General features: G+C 41.3%; 14 protein-coding genes and 1 pseudogene. 5 read left to right on the forward strand and 10 right to left on the reverse strand.

Annotation, left to right across the window (positions count from 1 at the left end; translation table 11 throughout):
- Nucleotides 1-31 precede the first annotated feature (31 nt).
- The gene (locus MR181_RS05575; RefSeq protein ID WP_242335875.1) at nucleotides 32-559 is read right to left on the reverse strand and encodes a GNAT family N-acetyltransferase; all 528 of its coding nucleotides are present in this window, start codon (nucleotides 557-559) and stop codon (nucleotides 32-34) included.
- 175 nt (nucleotides 560-734) lie between these two features.
- Between MR181_RS05575 and MR181_RS05580 the strand changes: the two genes are divergently transcribed.
- Nucleotides 735-1376, forward strand: a complete 642-nt coding sequence (locus MR181_RS05580) for an endonuclease III domain-containing protein (protein WP_242335878.1) — start codon at nucleotides 735-737, stop codon at nucleotides 1374-1376.
- Here MR181_RS05580 and MR181_RS05585 read toward each other — a convergent pair.
- A complete protein-coding gene (locus MR181_RS05585) occupies nucleotides 1365-2192 on the reverse strand; it encodes a glycosyltransferase family 8 protein (RefSeq protein WP_242335881.1) in 828 nt (275 codons plus the stop codon). The genes MR181_RS05580 and MR181_RS05585 overlap by 12 nt on opposite strands.
- A 71-nt stretch (nucleotides 2193-2263) precedes the next feature.
- Here MR181_RS05585 and MR181_RS05590 point away from each other — a divergent pair, with 71 nt between their 5' ends.
- A complete protein-coding gene (locus MR181_RS05590) occupies nucleotides 2264-2920 on the forward strand; it encodes an HD domain-containing protein (protein WP_191913219.1) in 657 nt (218 codons plus the stop codon).
- A 45-nt stretch (nucleotides 2921-2965) separates the two neighbouring features.
- Here MR181_RS05590 and MR181_RS05595 read toward each other — a convergent pair whose 3' ends face one another.
- Together MR181_RS05595 and MR181_RS05600 are read right to left on the reverse strand one after the other, a co-directional pair.
- Nucleotides 2966-3595 carry a hypothetical protein gene (locus MR181_RS05595; RefSeq protein WP_242335884.1) on the reverse strand — a complete coding sequence of 210 codons (630 nt, stop codon included), beginning with the start codon at nucleotides 3593-3595 and terminating at the stop codon, nucleotides 2966-2968.
- On the reverse strand, nucleotides 3592-4470 hold the full coding sequence (locus tag MR181_RS05600; protein ID WP_102169344.1) for a DegV family protein: 879 nt from the start codon (nucleotides 4468-4470) through the stop codon (nucleotides 3592-3594). Before MR181_RS05600 ends, MR181_RS05595 begins: the two co-directional genes overlap by 4 nt.
- A gap of 213 nt (nucleotides 4471-4683) precedes the next feature.
- Between MR181_RS05600 and MR181_RS05605 the strand changes: the two genes are divergently transcribed.
- A complete protein-coding gene (locus MR181_RS05605; protein ID WP_242335887.1) occupies nucleotides 4684-6372 on the forward strand; it encodes an NFACT RNA binding domain-containing protein in 1689 nt (562 codons plus the stop codon).
- Between the two features lie 82 nt (nucleotides 6373-6454).
- On the opposite strand, the gene MR181_RS05610 is transcribed toward MR181_RS05605, so the two are convergent.
- The 5 genes from MR181_RS05610 to MR181_RS05630 form a co-directional block, all read right to left on the reverse strand.
- Nucleotides 6455-8944: an ATP-binding protein gene (locus tag MR181_RS05610; RefSeq protein ID WP_242335890.1), complete on the reverse strand. Its 2490-nt coding sequence runs from the start codon at nucleotides 8942-8944 to the stop codon at nucleotides 6455-6457.
- Nucleotides 8944-10026, reverse strand: a complete 1083-nt coding sequence (locus MR181_RS05615) for a carbamoyl phosphate synthase small subunit (protein WP_102169341.1) — start codon at nucleotides 10024-10026, stop codon at nucleotides 8944-8946. Before MR181_RS05615 ends, MR181_RS05610 begins: the two co-directional genes overlap by 1 nt.
- 131 nt (nucleotides 10027-10157) lie before the next feature.
- Nucleotides 10158-11075 carry an RluA family pseudouridine synthase gene (locus MR181_RS05620; protein WP_242335893.1) on the reverse strand — a complete coding sequence of 306 codons (918 nt, stop codon included), beginning with the start codon at nucleotides 11073-11075 and terminating at the stop codon, nucleotides 10158-10160.
- Nucleotides 11072-11524, reverse strand: a complete 453-nt coding sequence (lspA, locus tag MR181_RS05625) for a signal peptidase II (RefSeq protein ID WP_242335896.1) — start codon at nucleotides 11522-11524, stop codon at nucleotides 11072-11074. The genes MR181_RS05620 and lspA overlap by 4 nt, the downstream gene beginning before the upstream one ends.
- Nucleotides 11525-11526: 2 nt before the next feature.
- A complete protein-coding gene (locus MR181_RS05630; RefSeq protein WP_102169338.1) occupies nucleotides 11527-11922 on the reverse strand; it encodes an EbsA family protein in 396 nt (131 codons plus the stop codon).
- A gap of 39 nt (nucleotides 11923-11961) precedes the next feature.
- On the opposite strand from MR181_RS05630, the gene MR181_RS05635 reads away from it, so the two are divergent.
- Both MR181_RS05635 and MR181_RS05640 read left to right on the forward strand, forming a co-directional pair.
- Nucleotides 11962-12351, forward strand: a complete 390-nt coding sequence (locus MR181_RS05635) for a ribonuclease HI family protein (RefSeq protein ID WP_191913213.1) — start codon at nucleotides 11962-11964, stop codon at nucleotides 12349-12351.
- 120 nt (nucleotides 12352-12471) lie between these two features.
- Nucleotides 12472-15006, forward strand: a complete 2535-nt coding sequence (locus tag MR181_RS05640) for a M1 family metallopeptidase (RefSeq protein WP_242335899.1) — start codon at nucleotides 12472-12474, stop codon at nucleotides 15004-15006.
- Nucleotides 15007-15219: 213 nt separating this feature from the next.
- Here the strand turns inward: MR181_RS05640 and MR181_RS08810 are convergent.
- A pseudogene (locus MR181_RS08810) lies at nucleotides 15220-16199 on the reverse strand (IS3 family transposase); the annotation flags it as partial.
- Between the last annotated feature and the right edge of the window lie 18 nt (nucleotides 16200-16217).

Raw genomic sequence — 16217 nt, forward strand, 5'->3', positions numbered from 1 at the left:
ATGTCACAACCTCGACTCAGATTATAATTGTTTAATCCTTTTGTGTCACTAGTTCGTAAACGTAGGATTCTTCTTCAGGACGGTATACACCATGAAGTTCACCAACTTTAGTGAAACCATTCTTGGTAATCAAATGTTGCATAATTTCGTTGTCTTCATGGGTATCAATCCGGAGGGACTTAATATCCTTCCGATTTTCTTTGATATAATCAATCACACTTTCAAAAAGTCGTGAGGCATAACCATGACCGGCATGCTTTGAATGAATCGCAACCCGGTGAATAACCTGGTACTTATCAGTATCTAGCAACCACTTGCCATCCAGAGCATCATATGAGTGATCTGGAGCATCCACAATTGCTAAGGCACCTACAGTTTGGTCATCGTCTGACTCAACTAGGTATGCCCAACCGTGTTGAATATCTTCCTTAATGTGTTCTTCGTTCGGGTAATCACCCTGCCATTGATCAATTCCTCGTTCTGCTAATTGGTTACGACCATCACGAAGAATATCCATCACTGTATCCAGATCTTCCATGGTAGCTTTGCGTAATCGCATTCGTATTACCTTCCCTTCTGATAAATTGAAATTTAACTTTCACAAATTAACAACCATATTAACTTACCATATTAATAATGACATGTGCAAGCCAAAAGTTCTTCTTCCCTTAATCCTACCGCAAAGACCGGTTTAATGATAACTTAAAGGTATCATCATGAAGAGGAGAAGAAGTATGAAGCTTACTATTACGGAATTATATGAAAAAATGCACCAAAATATGGGAGATTCCGGTTGGTGGCCCGCTGAATCAAAAGCCGAGATCATTGTTGGTGCAATAATGATTCAGAATACTAATTGGCGTAATGCTGATAAGGCTGTTGCCGGGTTTCGGAAGCAAACTAATTTTGATCCCAATCACATTCGCCAACTAACTACTGCAGAATTATACGATCTCGTTCGGCCAGCAGGTTTCTACAAGAATAAAAGCCGAGCAGTTGCGGCTGTCTTTACCTGGTTATCGCAATATAATGACGATTACCGACAGGTTTGCCAAGATCTGGGGCCAACATTGCGGAAAGAATTGCTTAAACTTCACGGAATTGGTGATGAAACCGCTGATGTCCTACTCACCTATATCTTTGAACAACCAACATTCATCAGTGATAAATATGCCCGAGTATTATTTACCCAACTTGGCATCCCTAACCTTACTAACTACCAAAGTCTCGCAAGGCAAGTCAAACTGCCTGCTAACTTCACTAGTGCAGCCGCCCAAGATTTCCATGGTTTAATTGATGAGTTCGGTAAGGTCTACTTTCACCCGCTTACAAAGTTTCAAGAAAGTTTTCTCGCTGGTGATCGGCTAATCCTGTAAACTTGACTGGAGTTTTACTGTCATGTGGAAATACTGTTTATATAAGGCCGTCAGTCTTCCTGAGTTTTTCGTTGGTAACCACGGCTTTTCACGGCCACAATAATGCAAAATCACTGTATTTTTGATCACCCAATCAAGATCCCATTCACCAAGCGATATTGTTTCATAAATTTTTCCGTTACGGGTATCAAAGTTATATAATTGGTCAGGAATTGTTTTGATTCGCTCACTATAGAGTGCATTTAGAACATCCTGATCGGGTAATAGCAAAATGTGGCGGCGGATGTAATCAAAGATTTGATTTGCATCAACCTCCTGACGCATCAAATCAAGATTCATTAAGAGCACCCCCGAGTTATAATAACCATCTGCCCCAAAGTTCTGTAAACGAATCTTATTAATTACGTCAGTAGTATTCGTTAAGCTGGCATGGATTGCTGACGCAAAGAGGTTATTGCCCAATGCGGTATTATATAAGGGTGAAAGGTCATTAATACAAAGTATGTCAGCATCCAGATACAGGATTTTATGGAGAGCCTGAGGAAGCATTTGGTGAGCTAACAATCGGTAATAAATCGTGGTTGGATAGCGATCGGTTACTGGGGCATTTTCAAATAATGATTGTTTGACCATTACTGGATGGTACGTCATCTTTAACTGCTTACAAAAAGCTGCTAATTCTGCTTCCTTCGCTAGCCGCTTTTTCTGTAAAACATAAATGTTGAATTCTTGAGACTTGGTGTTTAAATGAATCGACAGTAAGACGGTTTCTAATTGTTGAACAAAATTGTCATCAATCGCAAATAATAAGTTCATTATGAATTTCCTCCAAACACTCCTGATTATATCAATTATACTAAATTAAAATACTGGAAAGGATTGATTTGATGAATCAAGAACAACAACTAGCGGCAGTTAAGCAATTTACGGTTAATAAACTCGCCAATGATCGGACTGGTCACGGGATGGACCATATTAATCGAGTTGTAAAAAACGCTGCCCGAATTGCTGCCGGTGAGGATTACGATCCCTTCCTCCCCCAAGTAGCAGCTTATCTTCACGATACTGTAGACGAAAAGATTGTTGATAGTGTTATCGCTGCTCAAAATGAGGTCAAGGAATTTCTTCAAAAAATCGAAATGACAACCGAGTACGTGGATACCGTGATGGAAACAATTGATAACATCTCGTTTGCTCATACACTGGAGGGACATCAGATTCAGCTTAGCAAAACAGCCCAAATTGTCCGGGATGCTGACTGGTTAGATGCAATCGGGGCAATTGGAATCACCCGTGCAATCTATTATGGCGGTGCTCATGGCGAGACTATTTATGACCCGAAAATCAAGCCACGGGAAAAGATGAGTAAACAAGAATATCGCAATCTTGACGACGAGACAATTATTAATCATTTTGATGAAAAGCTTCTTGGATTAAAAGACAAACTTTTTACGCCGACTGCACGCACCATTGCCGAACACCGACAACAAGTAATGCTTGATTTTCTTCATGAATTTCATCAAGAATGGGACGCTAAAGCATAAAAAACATCCCTGTAGTTAACACAATTGTTAATTACAGGGATGTTTTTATTTTTGATTATCCTGATCTTTTTTCTTCTGTTTTTTACCCATGTCAATAATTACCGAATCGTTTGAAGACTCATGGTTTGTTGAACTAGGCAACCATTTCTTCCCGAGACGTAATAATAGAATACTAATTGGCGGAACCAAGAATGCATAGCAAAGCCCTGTTAGCAAAGAAGTGGGTAATGCTAATCGAGCAATTTCAATCATTCCATTGCTACTGCCAGTTAATCGCCAACCGACAATTAAGTAGGCAAGTTCTAGCAACACCAGAATGATCAATCCACAGCTAATCCCAATAGTAATCATTTGTTGATGACGTAATTCTTGTGAAGTCGCCTGTTGCCACCTAACTACCCAGCCACTAAAAAGAGTAGCTAAAGCAGTGACCACTACAGTTAACCAATCACTTTGGTTGAACCCTAACAAAATTAATTGGGAAACGACCATTAACAAAGCGGAATTCAACATTCCTAACAATGGGATCGCTGCAATTGCTAGCAAAGAGGTCACCGGAGCAATAACTGTTCCGCTCGGCAATACGCCATGAAGGTTTAGCGGTGACAACAGACAAATCGCTAGTAGGATAACTAGCCAAACGATAACGTGAAATAAACGAACTCTCTTCATCATGATAAAGGCTTCTTTTCCGTATCTTGCAGCCAAGCAAGTGCTAATGCTCCCTGACCCAAATGAACACCAATTACCGGGCCAAAGTAAGACAATTCAAATTTAATATCAGGATGTTCTTCCTGTAACTTGGTCATCCATTTTTCTCCTGCTTCTCTAGCATTAGCATGAAAAACAATTGCCCGTACAGGATAATCGAGTTTTTCAATCGACTCATTGAAAAGCTGTTCACACCGGGCCTTTGCCTTCTTCATTGACCGAACCTTTTCAAAGGCTTCAATATCATGGTTAGGATTATCAAAAGAAAGCAACGGTTTAATCCTTAAAATCGATCCAACAAAGGCGGATGCGTTTGATAATCGTCCCCCACGCACTAAGTTTTGCAGGTCATCAACAACAAAGACATCATGGAACGTATCCCGTAACTCGGTTAATTTCTTTATAATTTCGTCAACGTCCGCTCCTTGCTTAGCCAATCGTGAAGCTTCAATTGCAAGGTATCCCATTAACTTAACCGTGATTCCAGAATCAAAGGGAACAATCTTAATTGTATCTTTCATTTGTTCTGCAAGCTGAGTAATATTGTTGAGAAATCCTGAAATAGTCTTTGTAAGGTGAATACTAATCGCAGCATCATAGCCATCGTCAGCAAGTTTCTGGTAAAGTTCCATCATCTCACCAATTGAGGGCTGAGAAGTACTGGGGAAAGTACTAGCCGTCTTTAATTGATCATAAAATTCCTCGGTGGTGATATCAACACCTTCACGGTAAGTCTTACCATTGAGGATGAACGGGATTGGTACCACATGAATATTATTGGCTGCGATCTCCTCTTCAGAAAGATAGCAGGTACTGTCAGTTACAACAGCTATTTTCATTAATACTACCTCCATTGGAATGTTGTTATTAATGATTAAAGAATAATTGCATAATATAGGTATTTTAACAACATCGTAATAGATATAGAATACCACATCACTGTACAGAAACCAATAATCCTAATCCTTTGAATTGTCCATTTAGTAAAACAAACGGTATAATAGTGATCGCTATGAAAAATCGTTTAATTAAAACAAAGGAGGAACTAACTAATGGCATTTGATGGTTTCTTTACCCATGCAGTCGTCCACGAATTAAATCAGACCCTAGCGACTGGACGAGTAGCTAAAGTTAACCAACCTTACCCTGCAGAATTAATTATGACCATCCGCGCACATCGGCATAATTACTCTCTGCTTCTTTCAGCCAACCCGACATATCCACGAATGCAAATTACACAAATTGCCTACCAGAATCCCGCAGTTCCCAGTAATTTTGCAATGACTATACGTAAATACCTTGAGGGGGCAATTTTAGAATCGATTGAGCAAGTCGATAATGACCGGATTATTAAAATGAATTTTAAAACCCGGGATGAATTGGGAGATCAACAACGACTTATCCTGGTGACCGAAATAATGGCCCGGCACAGTAATGTTTCATTAGTTAACGAAAAGAGCAATAAAATCATCGATACAATTAAGCATGTTGGTTCCGATCAAAACCGTGTCCGCCTGCTTCTCCCTGGAGCAACCTTTGTGATGCCACCGAAACAAGATAAGGTCAATCCATACCTTCCTAATCAAATCTATACGGATCTAATTCGTGAAGACCTCGATGAAAGCGAATTGGCTAAGCAACTTCAAGCACGTTACCAAGGATTAGGTCGCCAGTCTGCTCAAGAACTAGCTCGTGAACTTAAGGCAAGTTCCGATTTGCCAACGACTTATCACACTTTTTTGAAGCGGTTTGAAAATCCGGATCCCGTGATTTATGACGACAATAATGGAAAACGGCAATTTGCGGCATTTCCACCAAGCAACATTAAAGAAGAGCAGCTTACCCATTATGATACCCTTTCTGTAATGCTTGATGCTTTCTATGCACAAAAAGCAGAACGGGACCGGTCTAAAGAATTAGCTGGTCAGGTTCTTAAAGTGCTTCATAATGAACTAAAGAAGGACCGCCGTAAAGTCAAGAAGCTCAACCAGCAACTTGAGGATGCAGCAAAAGCAGATTACTACCGGATTCGTGGTGAAATTTTGACGACTTATTTAGGGAAGCTGACTGCGGGGATGACAGAAATTACCCTGCCGAACTTTTATGATGATAATAAACCACTCAAGATCAAACTTGATCCAGAGCTTTCCCCTTCACGAAACGCCCAAAAGTACTTTACTAAGTACGACAAGTTAAAGACGTCGGTTGATTATGTTAAGGAACAGCTAAAACTTGCCAATGACGAAATTCGCTACCTTGCAAATATTGAGAGTCAAATTGACCTTGCTTCACCAGCTGATATTCAGGAAATTCGTTTAGAACTTCAGCAACAAGGTTACATTAAACAAAAACGACAGAAAAGTAAGAAACGGCGAAAAGTTAGGGTAAGTAAGCCGGAAGAATTTCATACTAGCAACGGGACAACCGTTCTTGTCGGGAAAAATAACCTGCAAAACGATCGCCTTAGCTTTAAGATTGCCAACAAAAACGATATTTGGCTTCACGTTAAGGATATTCCTGGTTCGCACGTCATTATTCGTGATAGTGATCCGGATGACCAAACACTGCTTGAAGCTGCTCAACTTGCTGCCTACTTCTCAAAGGGACGCAATTCTGATAACGTTCCTGTTGATTATCTGCCCGCTAAACGTCTCCACAAACCAAATGGTGCTAAGCCCGGTTTTGTGATTTTTACCGGTCAGAAAACATTGTATGTTACACCACATAAACTAAAAAATTAATCTAATGTTAGATTGAAAATGAGGATTCAAAGCTCGTTAACCCCGGTCTTTGAATCCTCACTTTTTATAATTATGTAATTTTTTAATCCATAAATTGGATCTCAGCACCGATAATCTTATTTGGACCAAGAATTTCTTGAGGCTTCATCTGGAGCGACTCAACTGGAAAAGTGGCACGATAGGTCACGGTTCCTGTTGGTTGCGTGATTTCAGTATCAGCAAGATTAAAGCTCTGATCACTAACAACTCTTCCCAGAAGCGCTGGAAGATTAATCCCTAGTGATTTTGAAAGGAACGCTACTTCCGGAAGGCTAATTGATTGAACTGTTAATGCTTTATATTCCAGTCCATCTTGCTCAAAAATTACCTGATAAAAGCCTGGCTTCGACTGCTGCTCAACTACCTCACAAGCAGTAGCCTGCATTTTCTTTAACTCCTCATCTTTGATTGCAGCCGGTAACTGTAAATTAACCATCTCGTAATCAAAATTAGTGGCAGATTGTAAAGCTGCGGTTGAAGCGAGAAACTTTTCATTTTTCCCGTCCCAGAGGTAATCAAGTGCTACTAACTGGTTAGAGCGTGGTTGCAAATTGCCTAAACGGTCATCTGGCAAGGTAATAACTTTGCTTTGCAAATCATATTGCTTTAACGTTTCTAAGAGATTGGTGTAACTAGCGGGAATGAAAATTAACTGTGGCTGATCGATCTCAACAACCGAAAGAACATTCTCAGCTGATGCGGGTTCAATATACCGCTTGTCGGCAATTAATGTGTTAAGGGTCACAGAACTTGGATTACAATTCATAATAATTGTGTGGAAATTCTGTCGGTGAAGCTGCATCATCATAGAAGCAACAAAAAAGTCCCCAGCATTACTAAGTCCCAATCGTAAGCCACCCGTGCCGATAAATAAAGCACTTGGTTGTGGCAATGTTAATGCTTCATTTTCATCCTCATAGGCCGAATAAAACGTCTGGGTATGTTGATCAAATTCACCAGCAGACGGTTCAACTTCCTTATACTTCACTGTAAGATTATGATCCTGCATCATTTGGTAAATTTGTTTAGGAGTCGTTTCCCAGAGCTTAGCAATTAACTGGTTGCTTAATCCGTTGTGCTTAGCCTTAGCTAAAACCGGCTCTTTTCCTGGATGTTCAATCAATTCGGTTATAAGTTCCTTCATCTTTGCTAGTTGATCAAAATAAAAGGGATCGATCTTAGTCATTTCAACTAGTTCGTAGGCGGTATAGCCACGTTGCATCGCTTCCAAAAGAGAAAATAGCCGTTCAGCATGTGGATGGACTAGCCGATCAACCAATTCATCATCAGATAACTTTGCCTGCGATTGGAGGTGAAAGTCAGTTGGCTCATGATACCGCGATTCAATCGCCTTAAATAACGCTTCCGCTGGGCTTCTGCCAATGCCAAAAACTGTCCCAACAGATTTCTTTTCAGTCCCCAATAATTGCTTTTGCGCTTGTTCCGGACTAAATCCCCAAACGGGTACCCGTGCCGCAATATGATCCATTGCTGGTTCAATTAAGGCCGCATGTTTAGCAAATCCCGGACCTAAATCAATCTCCCGCAATGTTTTGCCTAAATATAACTGGGCGCTCACCATCGCTACTGGATAGCCAGTTGACTGAGCGACAAAGGACACCATCCGGTCAAAGTATGGACTACTCTTAATGACATAAAAATTATCATTAACTGGATCTAGGGCAAATTGAACGTGATTAACCCCAACAATCCGTAATTTTCGAGTAATCGCAAATGCAGTATCCCGCATATCCTGGATTTGGCGGTCAAGGAGCGTCTGCACGGGATTAAAGGCAATCGAATCACCAGCATGAATCCCAATCGGATCCATATCCTCAACCATCCCGAGCATCATCATTGTTCCGGATCGATCACGCTGAACAACCACTTCAATTTCCTTATAGCCAGCAAGACTTTGCTGAACGTAAACCTGCTCTGCTCGCGATTGACTTAGGCACTTGCTGACAGCAGCAGCTAACTCACTTTGGTCGTGAACGATCTGCCGGGTACTTGTAATTTTAGGTAACACGGAGCGAATAATTACCGGATAACCAAGTCGCTGAGCTTCTTCTAGTGCATCGGGATAATTATTAACCGTAACGATCTTCTTCATCGGCGCACCCATTTGACGGAGAGTTCGCTCAAGTAACACTGGGTTATTAACTTGACGCACGGTTGCTTCCGGTACTCCAAGAAGTTCAATCTCCTTTTTTCGCAAAATTCCCTTTTCAAGCAACTCCTGCGTAAGAAGAAAAGCTTGCCGATTACCTAATGTCGGCAGGATTGCCCGTGGTTGGTATTTTTCGATCAATTCAATCAAATGGTTAACGGTCAATGGTCCAATTGATGAATGATCGATAACGGAAGAATCATTCAGGCTATAAGAAAATGGGTTATTGTCCGCTAAGATAGTGGTAACACCAGCTCGACGAAGGTAGGTTGCTAGCTGATAAGTTGCGGAATCAACTTCATCCCCATGCTGAATATTGTTCGGACCAGCACCGATAATCAAAATTGATTTTTTATTTGTCACTACCGTCGTTCCTCCTTCCGCTTCATCGTGTCAATAAATTCATCAAATAAGCCATCTGTTTCATCTGGTCCTGGTGCACCATCCGGGAAGAATTGGACGGAGAAAGCTGGAAACTGCCGATGACGCAATCCTTGGACGCTACTGTCAATCATATCAGTATACGTAACGAATAATTTTGACCGATCGACTGTACTCCAATCAACTGTATAACCCTCTGATTGGTTCGCATAAACGATGTGATCAGTAATGATTTCCTTAATTGGGTGATTCATCCCGTGATGCTCAACACCAAGCGGCATTACCTGAGCGCCATTAGCCAACGCAAATAGTTCATGGCCAAGGCCAATTCCGAAGAGCGGTACTTGTTCCTGAACTTTTCGGATCATTTCCAGGACCGCTGACTTCACATAATGCGGATCGCCAGGACCACTTGAAAGGACTACCCCGTCAGGATCAAGCCGTAAAATTTCGTCGGCAGTCGCGTTATATGGCAGAACAGTGACATTGCACTTTCGCCGACTCAGCTCCCGAAGGATCCCGTTCTTTAAGCCAAAATCAACCACAACCACACTCATTCCAACTCCAGGATTAGGATATGGTTTAGGTGTCGAAACCTGGGCGACCTGCTGATTCGTCAAAACAGTCGCGTGAAGCTGATCAAAGGCATGGTCATCAGGAACCGGAACGATACTTCCCTTTAATGGTTTGCCAGCATCACGAAGTTTATGGGTGATTGCCCGAGTATCAATATTAGTAATTCCCGGAATATTCATTTGGTTTAAATATTGATCCAGGGTTAATCGACGGATATTATCGGTTGCTACATTCGATAACGAGCGAACAATTACCCCTTTAATAGTCGGGACAATTGATTCATAAATATTCCGTTGGATCCCGTAACCGCCAATATTCGGTTGGGTAAAGGTTACAATTTGATTATCGTAAATCTGGTTAGTAATAATTTCCTGATAACCCGTCATGCTTGTATTAAAAACTACTTCACCAAAGGTTACTGCTGGTGAGCCAAATCCATCACCTTTAAAGATGGTTCCGTCTTCAAAAATTAGGTAGCGTGCTGCCACAGTGCTCACTCCTTTTTTCACCGCATTTGTTTCCTTAACTATTATATAAATGATCGGAAATGTTTCAAAGAGCTATTAAATAAAAAGCCTAGCAAATTTTAAAAATAGTTTGCTAGACGTTTACCAATTCACTATGAAGGGCGATCCGTTTTTTCTAAGCGAGCGATCATTTTTTGAAAATACTCCGGGAGCGGCGACGTAAAGGTCATCTGCTTACCTGTCCGAGGGTGCTTAAACCCTAACAACCGTGCATGAAGATACTGACCGTTACCAGAAAGTGTTTTCCGTGGTCCATATAGTGGATCGCCTGCTAACGGGTGGCCAATATACTTCATATGAACACGAATCTGGTGTGTCCGTCCCGTTTCTAACTGGCAGCTGACCAACGTATAGTGCTGAAAACGTTCTAAAACCTTAAAATGGGTTACCGCGTGCCGACCATCTTCAACCACTGCCTGCTTTTTCCGATCCTTCTTTGATCGACCAAGCGGCGCATCAATCGTTCCACGCTCTTCCTTAATCACACCATGAACCAGGGCGACGTATTCCCGTTCATTAGTCTTTGCTTTTAGCTGAGCAGCTAATGAGCGGTGGGCGAGATCATTTTTAGCAATCATTAATAACCCAGAAGTGTCCTTATCAATTCGGTGAACAATTCCTGGACGAAACTCGCCGTTAATTGTCGACAATGGCGAATGGTAAAGAAGAGCGTTAACTAGGGTATGGTTGGGATGCCCGGGAGCCGGGTGCACGACCATCCCCTGGGGCTTATTAACGACAATTACGTCATCATCCTCATACACAATGTCTAAGGGGATGTTTTCTGGCTCTAAGTCAATTTTCTGTGGCTTTTCCGGCTGAACAACAACCTCGTCGCCAACAGCAAGCTTGTACTTTGGCTTAACGGTCTCACCGTTGACGGTAACGTTACCGTCCTCGATCCACTTTTGGAGTTGTGAACGGGAGATATCGGTTAGATGGTGGGCAAGCTCCTTATCAATTCGCCCAGTCATTGCTGAATCAATCGTTAACTTCAACTCATCTGTCACTTTTCATCATCCTCACGAAGCACAATAATAATCAGCATAATTACCCCAATCGTTAGGCACATATCCGCAATATTAAACACCGGGAAATTAACTGGTAAAAATTCAAACATATCAACGACATAGCCTTGAAGCAAGCGGTCAATAAAGTTGCCAATTGCCCCTGCCAAAATTAGACTCAAACATAGTAAAATCTGGTGACTTTGACGAAAGCGCCAAAAACAGTATCCAATTCCCACAATTACAACAACCGTTACAATGCTGAAAAATAATTGCTGACCCTGAAACATACTCCAAGCAGCTCCATAGTTATGGAGGTTAGTTAAATCCATAATCCCAGGAATAAAGTGTTGACTGTGATTCAACGCAATATTAGTGCTGACCCAAATTTTCAGCCATTGATCAAGACAGATTAAAGCAAGGATCAATAAGAGGTAACTAAAAAAGATCATCCCTACTGTTCCTCCTTTAAGTTGCTCAACGCCAGTTTCAGTCGCCGAATAGCCTTATTTGAAAAGGCAAAGTTAAATACTTCCCCATTTACAGTAAAACTAACCGTATGTTTAGTGAACCGTGGCTGACGAATATCAGCTAATGGAATTACTAAATAGTCTTTTTGCAAAACTCTGCTAAAGACCATTTTACTTGGAGTAATTAGCACGGTCCGCCGAAAGATTCCCAAAAGCGTTACAATAATAAAAAGCAAAAAAAGAAGGGCTGTTAACCACTGGAAGTGAGTAATCTCAAGCCAGACAACTAGACCAGCGATAAAAATCAAGAATGTCCAGCACCAGCTAATAATTGTCGTGGTAAGGTTAGGTTGGTAAAAATAACGAGTTTCTTCTTCCATAAAGTAAAGTTTTCCTTTCAATTGGGGTGAATTAATTTTATGCTAAAAATATATACAGATGCTGCAACTAAGGGTAATCCCGGACCAACAGGACTTGGAATCCTAATTATTAATCAGCACCAACAGCAACAACTCTCACAAACTCTTGAGTCCGCAACAAACCACGAGGGTGAATTTGCGGCAGCGATTGCTGGTTTTCAGTACCTAGTTGACCATTATGACCATCAGGAAACAGTTTTATTCTATACCGATAGTCGGTTATTAAGCGATGCAATTGGTAAAAATTATACTAAACATTACCAATCGCAATTAAAACAGTTAAATCAGCTTCTTAGCCAATTTACAACGGTGGTTACCCAGTGGATTAGTGAGCACGAAAATCACGGTGCCCATCATCTAGCCAATCAAGCTCTCCAACAACTTGAATGAAATCGCCCACTATTATAGCAAATTTTAGGCTAAAATGCTGTCTTATTCAGCTAAGAACCAAGTTACGGTATAATGGTAAAAGAATTTGTTAAAGCAGTTAAGTAAAGGACTGGTGAATTTATGTCAACAATTAAACATCTTTATGAAAAGTTTCAACCTTCCCACTACGATGTCTTTATTGATATCAATCGGGAAAAGAAAACCATCACTGGTAACACAACCATTACGGGAAATGCAAGTGAACCCCAAATCAGTGTTAATCAAAAATTCCTCACAATCTCATCCGTCCAAATTGCTGGTGAAGATGTTCCCTTCACAGTAAATAACGATGATGAAACGGTAAATATTACCGTACCGGAAACCGGAGAAGTTACCTTAACAATTAATTACTCTGCACCATTAACAGATACAATGATGGGGATCTACCCTTCATACTACAAGGTTAACGGTGAAAAGAAGCAAATCATCGGAACCCAATTTGAGACTACCTTTGCTCGTCAAGCGTTCCCTTGTGTTGATGAGCCTGAAGCCAAGGCTACTTTTAGTTTAGCAATTAAATTCGATGAACATCCAGGAGAAACAATCATCGCTAACATGCCAGAAGATCACGTTTCAGCTGGAGTACACTACTTCCAGCAAACCGTTCGGATGTCGACTTACCTAGTCGCCTTTGCTTTTGGTGAACTTCAATCCAAGAAGACAACTACTGAAAGCGGTGTTGAGGTCGGTGTTTTCGCCACTAAGGCTCACCAACCAAAAGAATTGGACTTTGCTCTTGAAATTGCGAAAAAGGCAATTGAATTTTACGAAAAGTTCTACCAAACTCCATACCCGCTTCCCCACTCATGGCAATTAGCGCTCCCTGACTTTTCTGCCGGGGCAATGGAAAACTGGGGATTGGTAACATACCGAGAAGCGTACCTCCTTCTCGATCCAGACAATACTTCATTAGATATGAAGCGCCTTGTTGCTACTGTTATTACTCATGAATTGGCTCACCAATGGTTTGGTGATCTGGTCACAATGAAATGGTGGGATGATCTCTGGCTTAACGAAAGTTTCGCTAACATGATGGAATACGTTGCGGTAGACGCAATTCATCCTGAATGGAAGATTTGGGAATTGTTCCAAACTTCTGAAGCACCAATGGCTTTGCAACGGGATGCCACCGATGGTGTCCAATCAGTCCACGTTCAAGTTAACAATCCGGCTGAAATTGATGCCTTGTTTGATGGCGCAATTGTCTATGCGAAGGGCGCACGGATGCTGGTAATGGTTCGCGCATTAATTGGCGATGATGCTTTACGTGAAGGGCTGAAGAACTACTTTGAAGCTCATCAGTACCATAATGCAACTGGAGCGGATCTCTGGGACGCTCTTGGTAAAGCCGCTAACCTTGATATCGGTGCCATCATGAAGTCATGGCTTGAACAACCTGGTTACCCAGTTGTTGAGGCAAAAGTGGTTGATGGGCAGCTTCAATTAAATCAACAACAGTTCTTTATTGGTGATGGTCATGATACTGGTCGGTTATGGCAAATTCCATTAAATGCTAACTATAAGGAAGCACCGCAAATTATGAAGGAACAGACCATTAACCTTGGTGACTATCAAGAATTACGCCGGCAAGAAGGGAAGCCATTCAGGCTCAATATTGGCAACAATTCACACTTTATTATTAAGTATGATCAAACCTTAATGAACGATTTACTTGATCACCTCGATGAGTTAACCGCGATTGATCAACGACAACTACTTCAAGATTTCCGGCTCTTAGCCGATGGTCAACAATTATCCTACGCGGACATCATTCCGCTCCTGCCGCGCTTTGCGGATAGTCATTCCGAAATCGTTAATACCGCGCTTTATGCAATTGTGAATAAGTTAAAGCAATTCGTAACTCCCGGTAACGCAGAGGAAAGTGCCCTAAAGAAATTTGTGAACCAATTAAGTGCCAAGCAGGTTAGTCGACTTGGCTGGAAGCCACAAAGCAATGAATCAAATGATGATCAATTAACTCGGCCAATCGTCTTAGGAGCTGCACTCTATGCAGAAAATCCAGAAGTAATTAAGGCTGCTCATGAAATCTTCACTAACAACTATCAGCGGTTAGAAAAGCTCCCTGCTGATATTCGACCATTAGTATTGCGGAATGAAGTTAAGCATTACGGAAGCAAGGAACTCTTCAACGAATTGCTTGAAGATTACCGGGAGACAACCGATGCTAGTTATAAAGGTGACTTAAACGGTGCAATTACTAGCACTCCAGATAATTCATTAATCACCGAACTAATTAATGAATTTGAAAACGCTGATACAATTAAGCCCCAAGACCTTCGTGGCTGGTACCGCAACGTTCTTGCAAACAATGCCGGTCAACAAGCAGCTTGGGATTGGATCCGCAATGATTGGGATTGGCTTGAGAAGACTGTCGGTGGTGATATGGAATTTGCGACCTACATTACTGTAACCGCGAATGTATTCCATACTTCAGCCCGTCTAGCAGAATTCAAGCAGTTCTTTGAACCAAAGATTGATACCCCAGGATTAACCCGTGAAATCAATATGGACATTAATGTGATCGAAAGTAAGGTTAACCTGATTCAAGCCGAAAAGGATGCCGTTGTTAAGGCTCTTCAATCGGCCACTCGTTAATAAACTAAGATCATTTAAAAAGGAAAGGGACTGTGACATAAGTTCCTAATAATAAGCGGAGTTAGATGAAATCTTCGGATTTCATTTAACTCCGTTTTCCTTTAAAATATGTATTAGTAAAAGAAAAAGACACCGACCAACCTGTCGATGTCTGACATGTACCCATAAAGTTGGAAGCTGAATATTTCAACTGAAAAACTGAATAATAATTTCTTAGGCAACTAAGCTTTGCTCATACTGGAGTGGAGTTTGGTTGCCTAATTTTGTTTGGATGCGTCTTTCATTGTAGAAGTGGATCCACTTTTCAATGGCCTGGATTAATTCTAATTGGTTACGATAACTTGTGTCAGGGGCAATTTCCGCTTTTAACTTACTAAAAACTGTTTCACAGGCTGCATTATCAAGGCAAGTAGCTCGGTGTGACATGCTTTGTCAGATGTGACCTTTCCGTAATAAATGGCGCCAAGCCTTGTGTTGATACTGCCAACCCTGATCGGTATGAAGGGTTAATTGATAACCAGTATGTGGTAGCTGCATAAGCAGCTGTTTTAATGGAGCCAGTGAGAAATGGAGATTGGGATGCAGGCCAAGGGACCAAGTTAAAATCTGGTTGGTTGCCAAATCTTTAATAATTTCTAGATACACGGGTTTCTGATTCTGAGCCTTAAATTCCGTGACATCACAGACTATTTTTTGATACTTACGATCGCTCATAAAACGACGACGAAGTTTATTTTTGGCCTTTTTACCATTCGGTCCTTTAGAAGAATCATACTTGCGAACTCGGCGATTATACTTCGTGCACTTCAGTCCCATTTCATGCATCAAGCGCTGAACGCGCTCATTTGCTTGCCAATCAAACGGTAATACTCGCGGACTTGAGCACTCAGCTGACGAACCCCATATTCAGCTTCAAAGTGCTCGAAGAGCCCTTTGATGACCTCTTTCAGTTCTTCTTCATCCTCATCCGGATGTTGGAAGCAGTTTTGCCAGTATTAGTAAGTTGACATTGAAATGGGGAGCGCCTCAATCAGGTTCTTTAATAGGTACTTCGCCTTGAGCTCATAGATTACTTGCGCGATTTCTTTGTTGGATACTTTCTCAAGGCTTGTAATTTTTTTGAGGCGTCGAGTTGTATCTTTAATAATAAGTTTTCTCTTTGTAGGGTTTGATTCTGCTTTTGGAGTTGATGCAGTTTGTTGGATTGATGT

The organism is Limosilactobacillus urinaemulieris, from assembly GCF_932750685.1.
In the GTDB taxonomy this organism is placed as follows: Bacteria; Bacillota; Bacilli; order Lactobacillales; family Lactobacillaceae; genus Limosilactobacillus; species Limosilactobacillus urinaemulieris.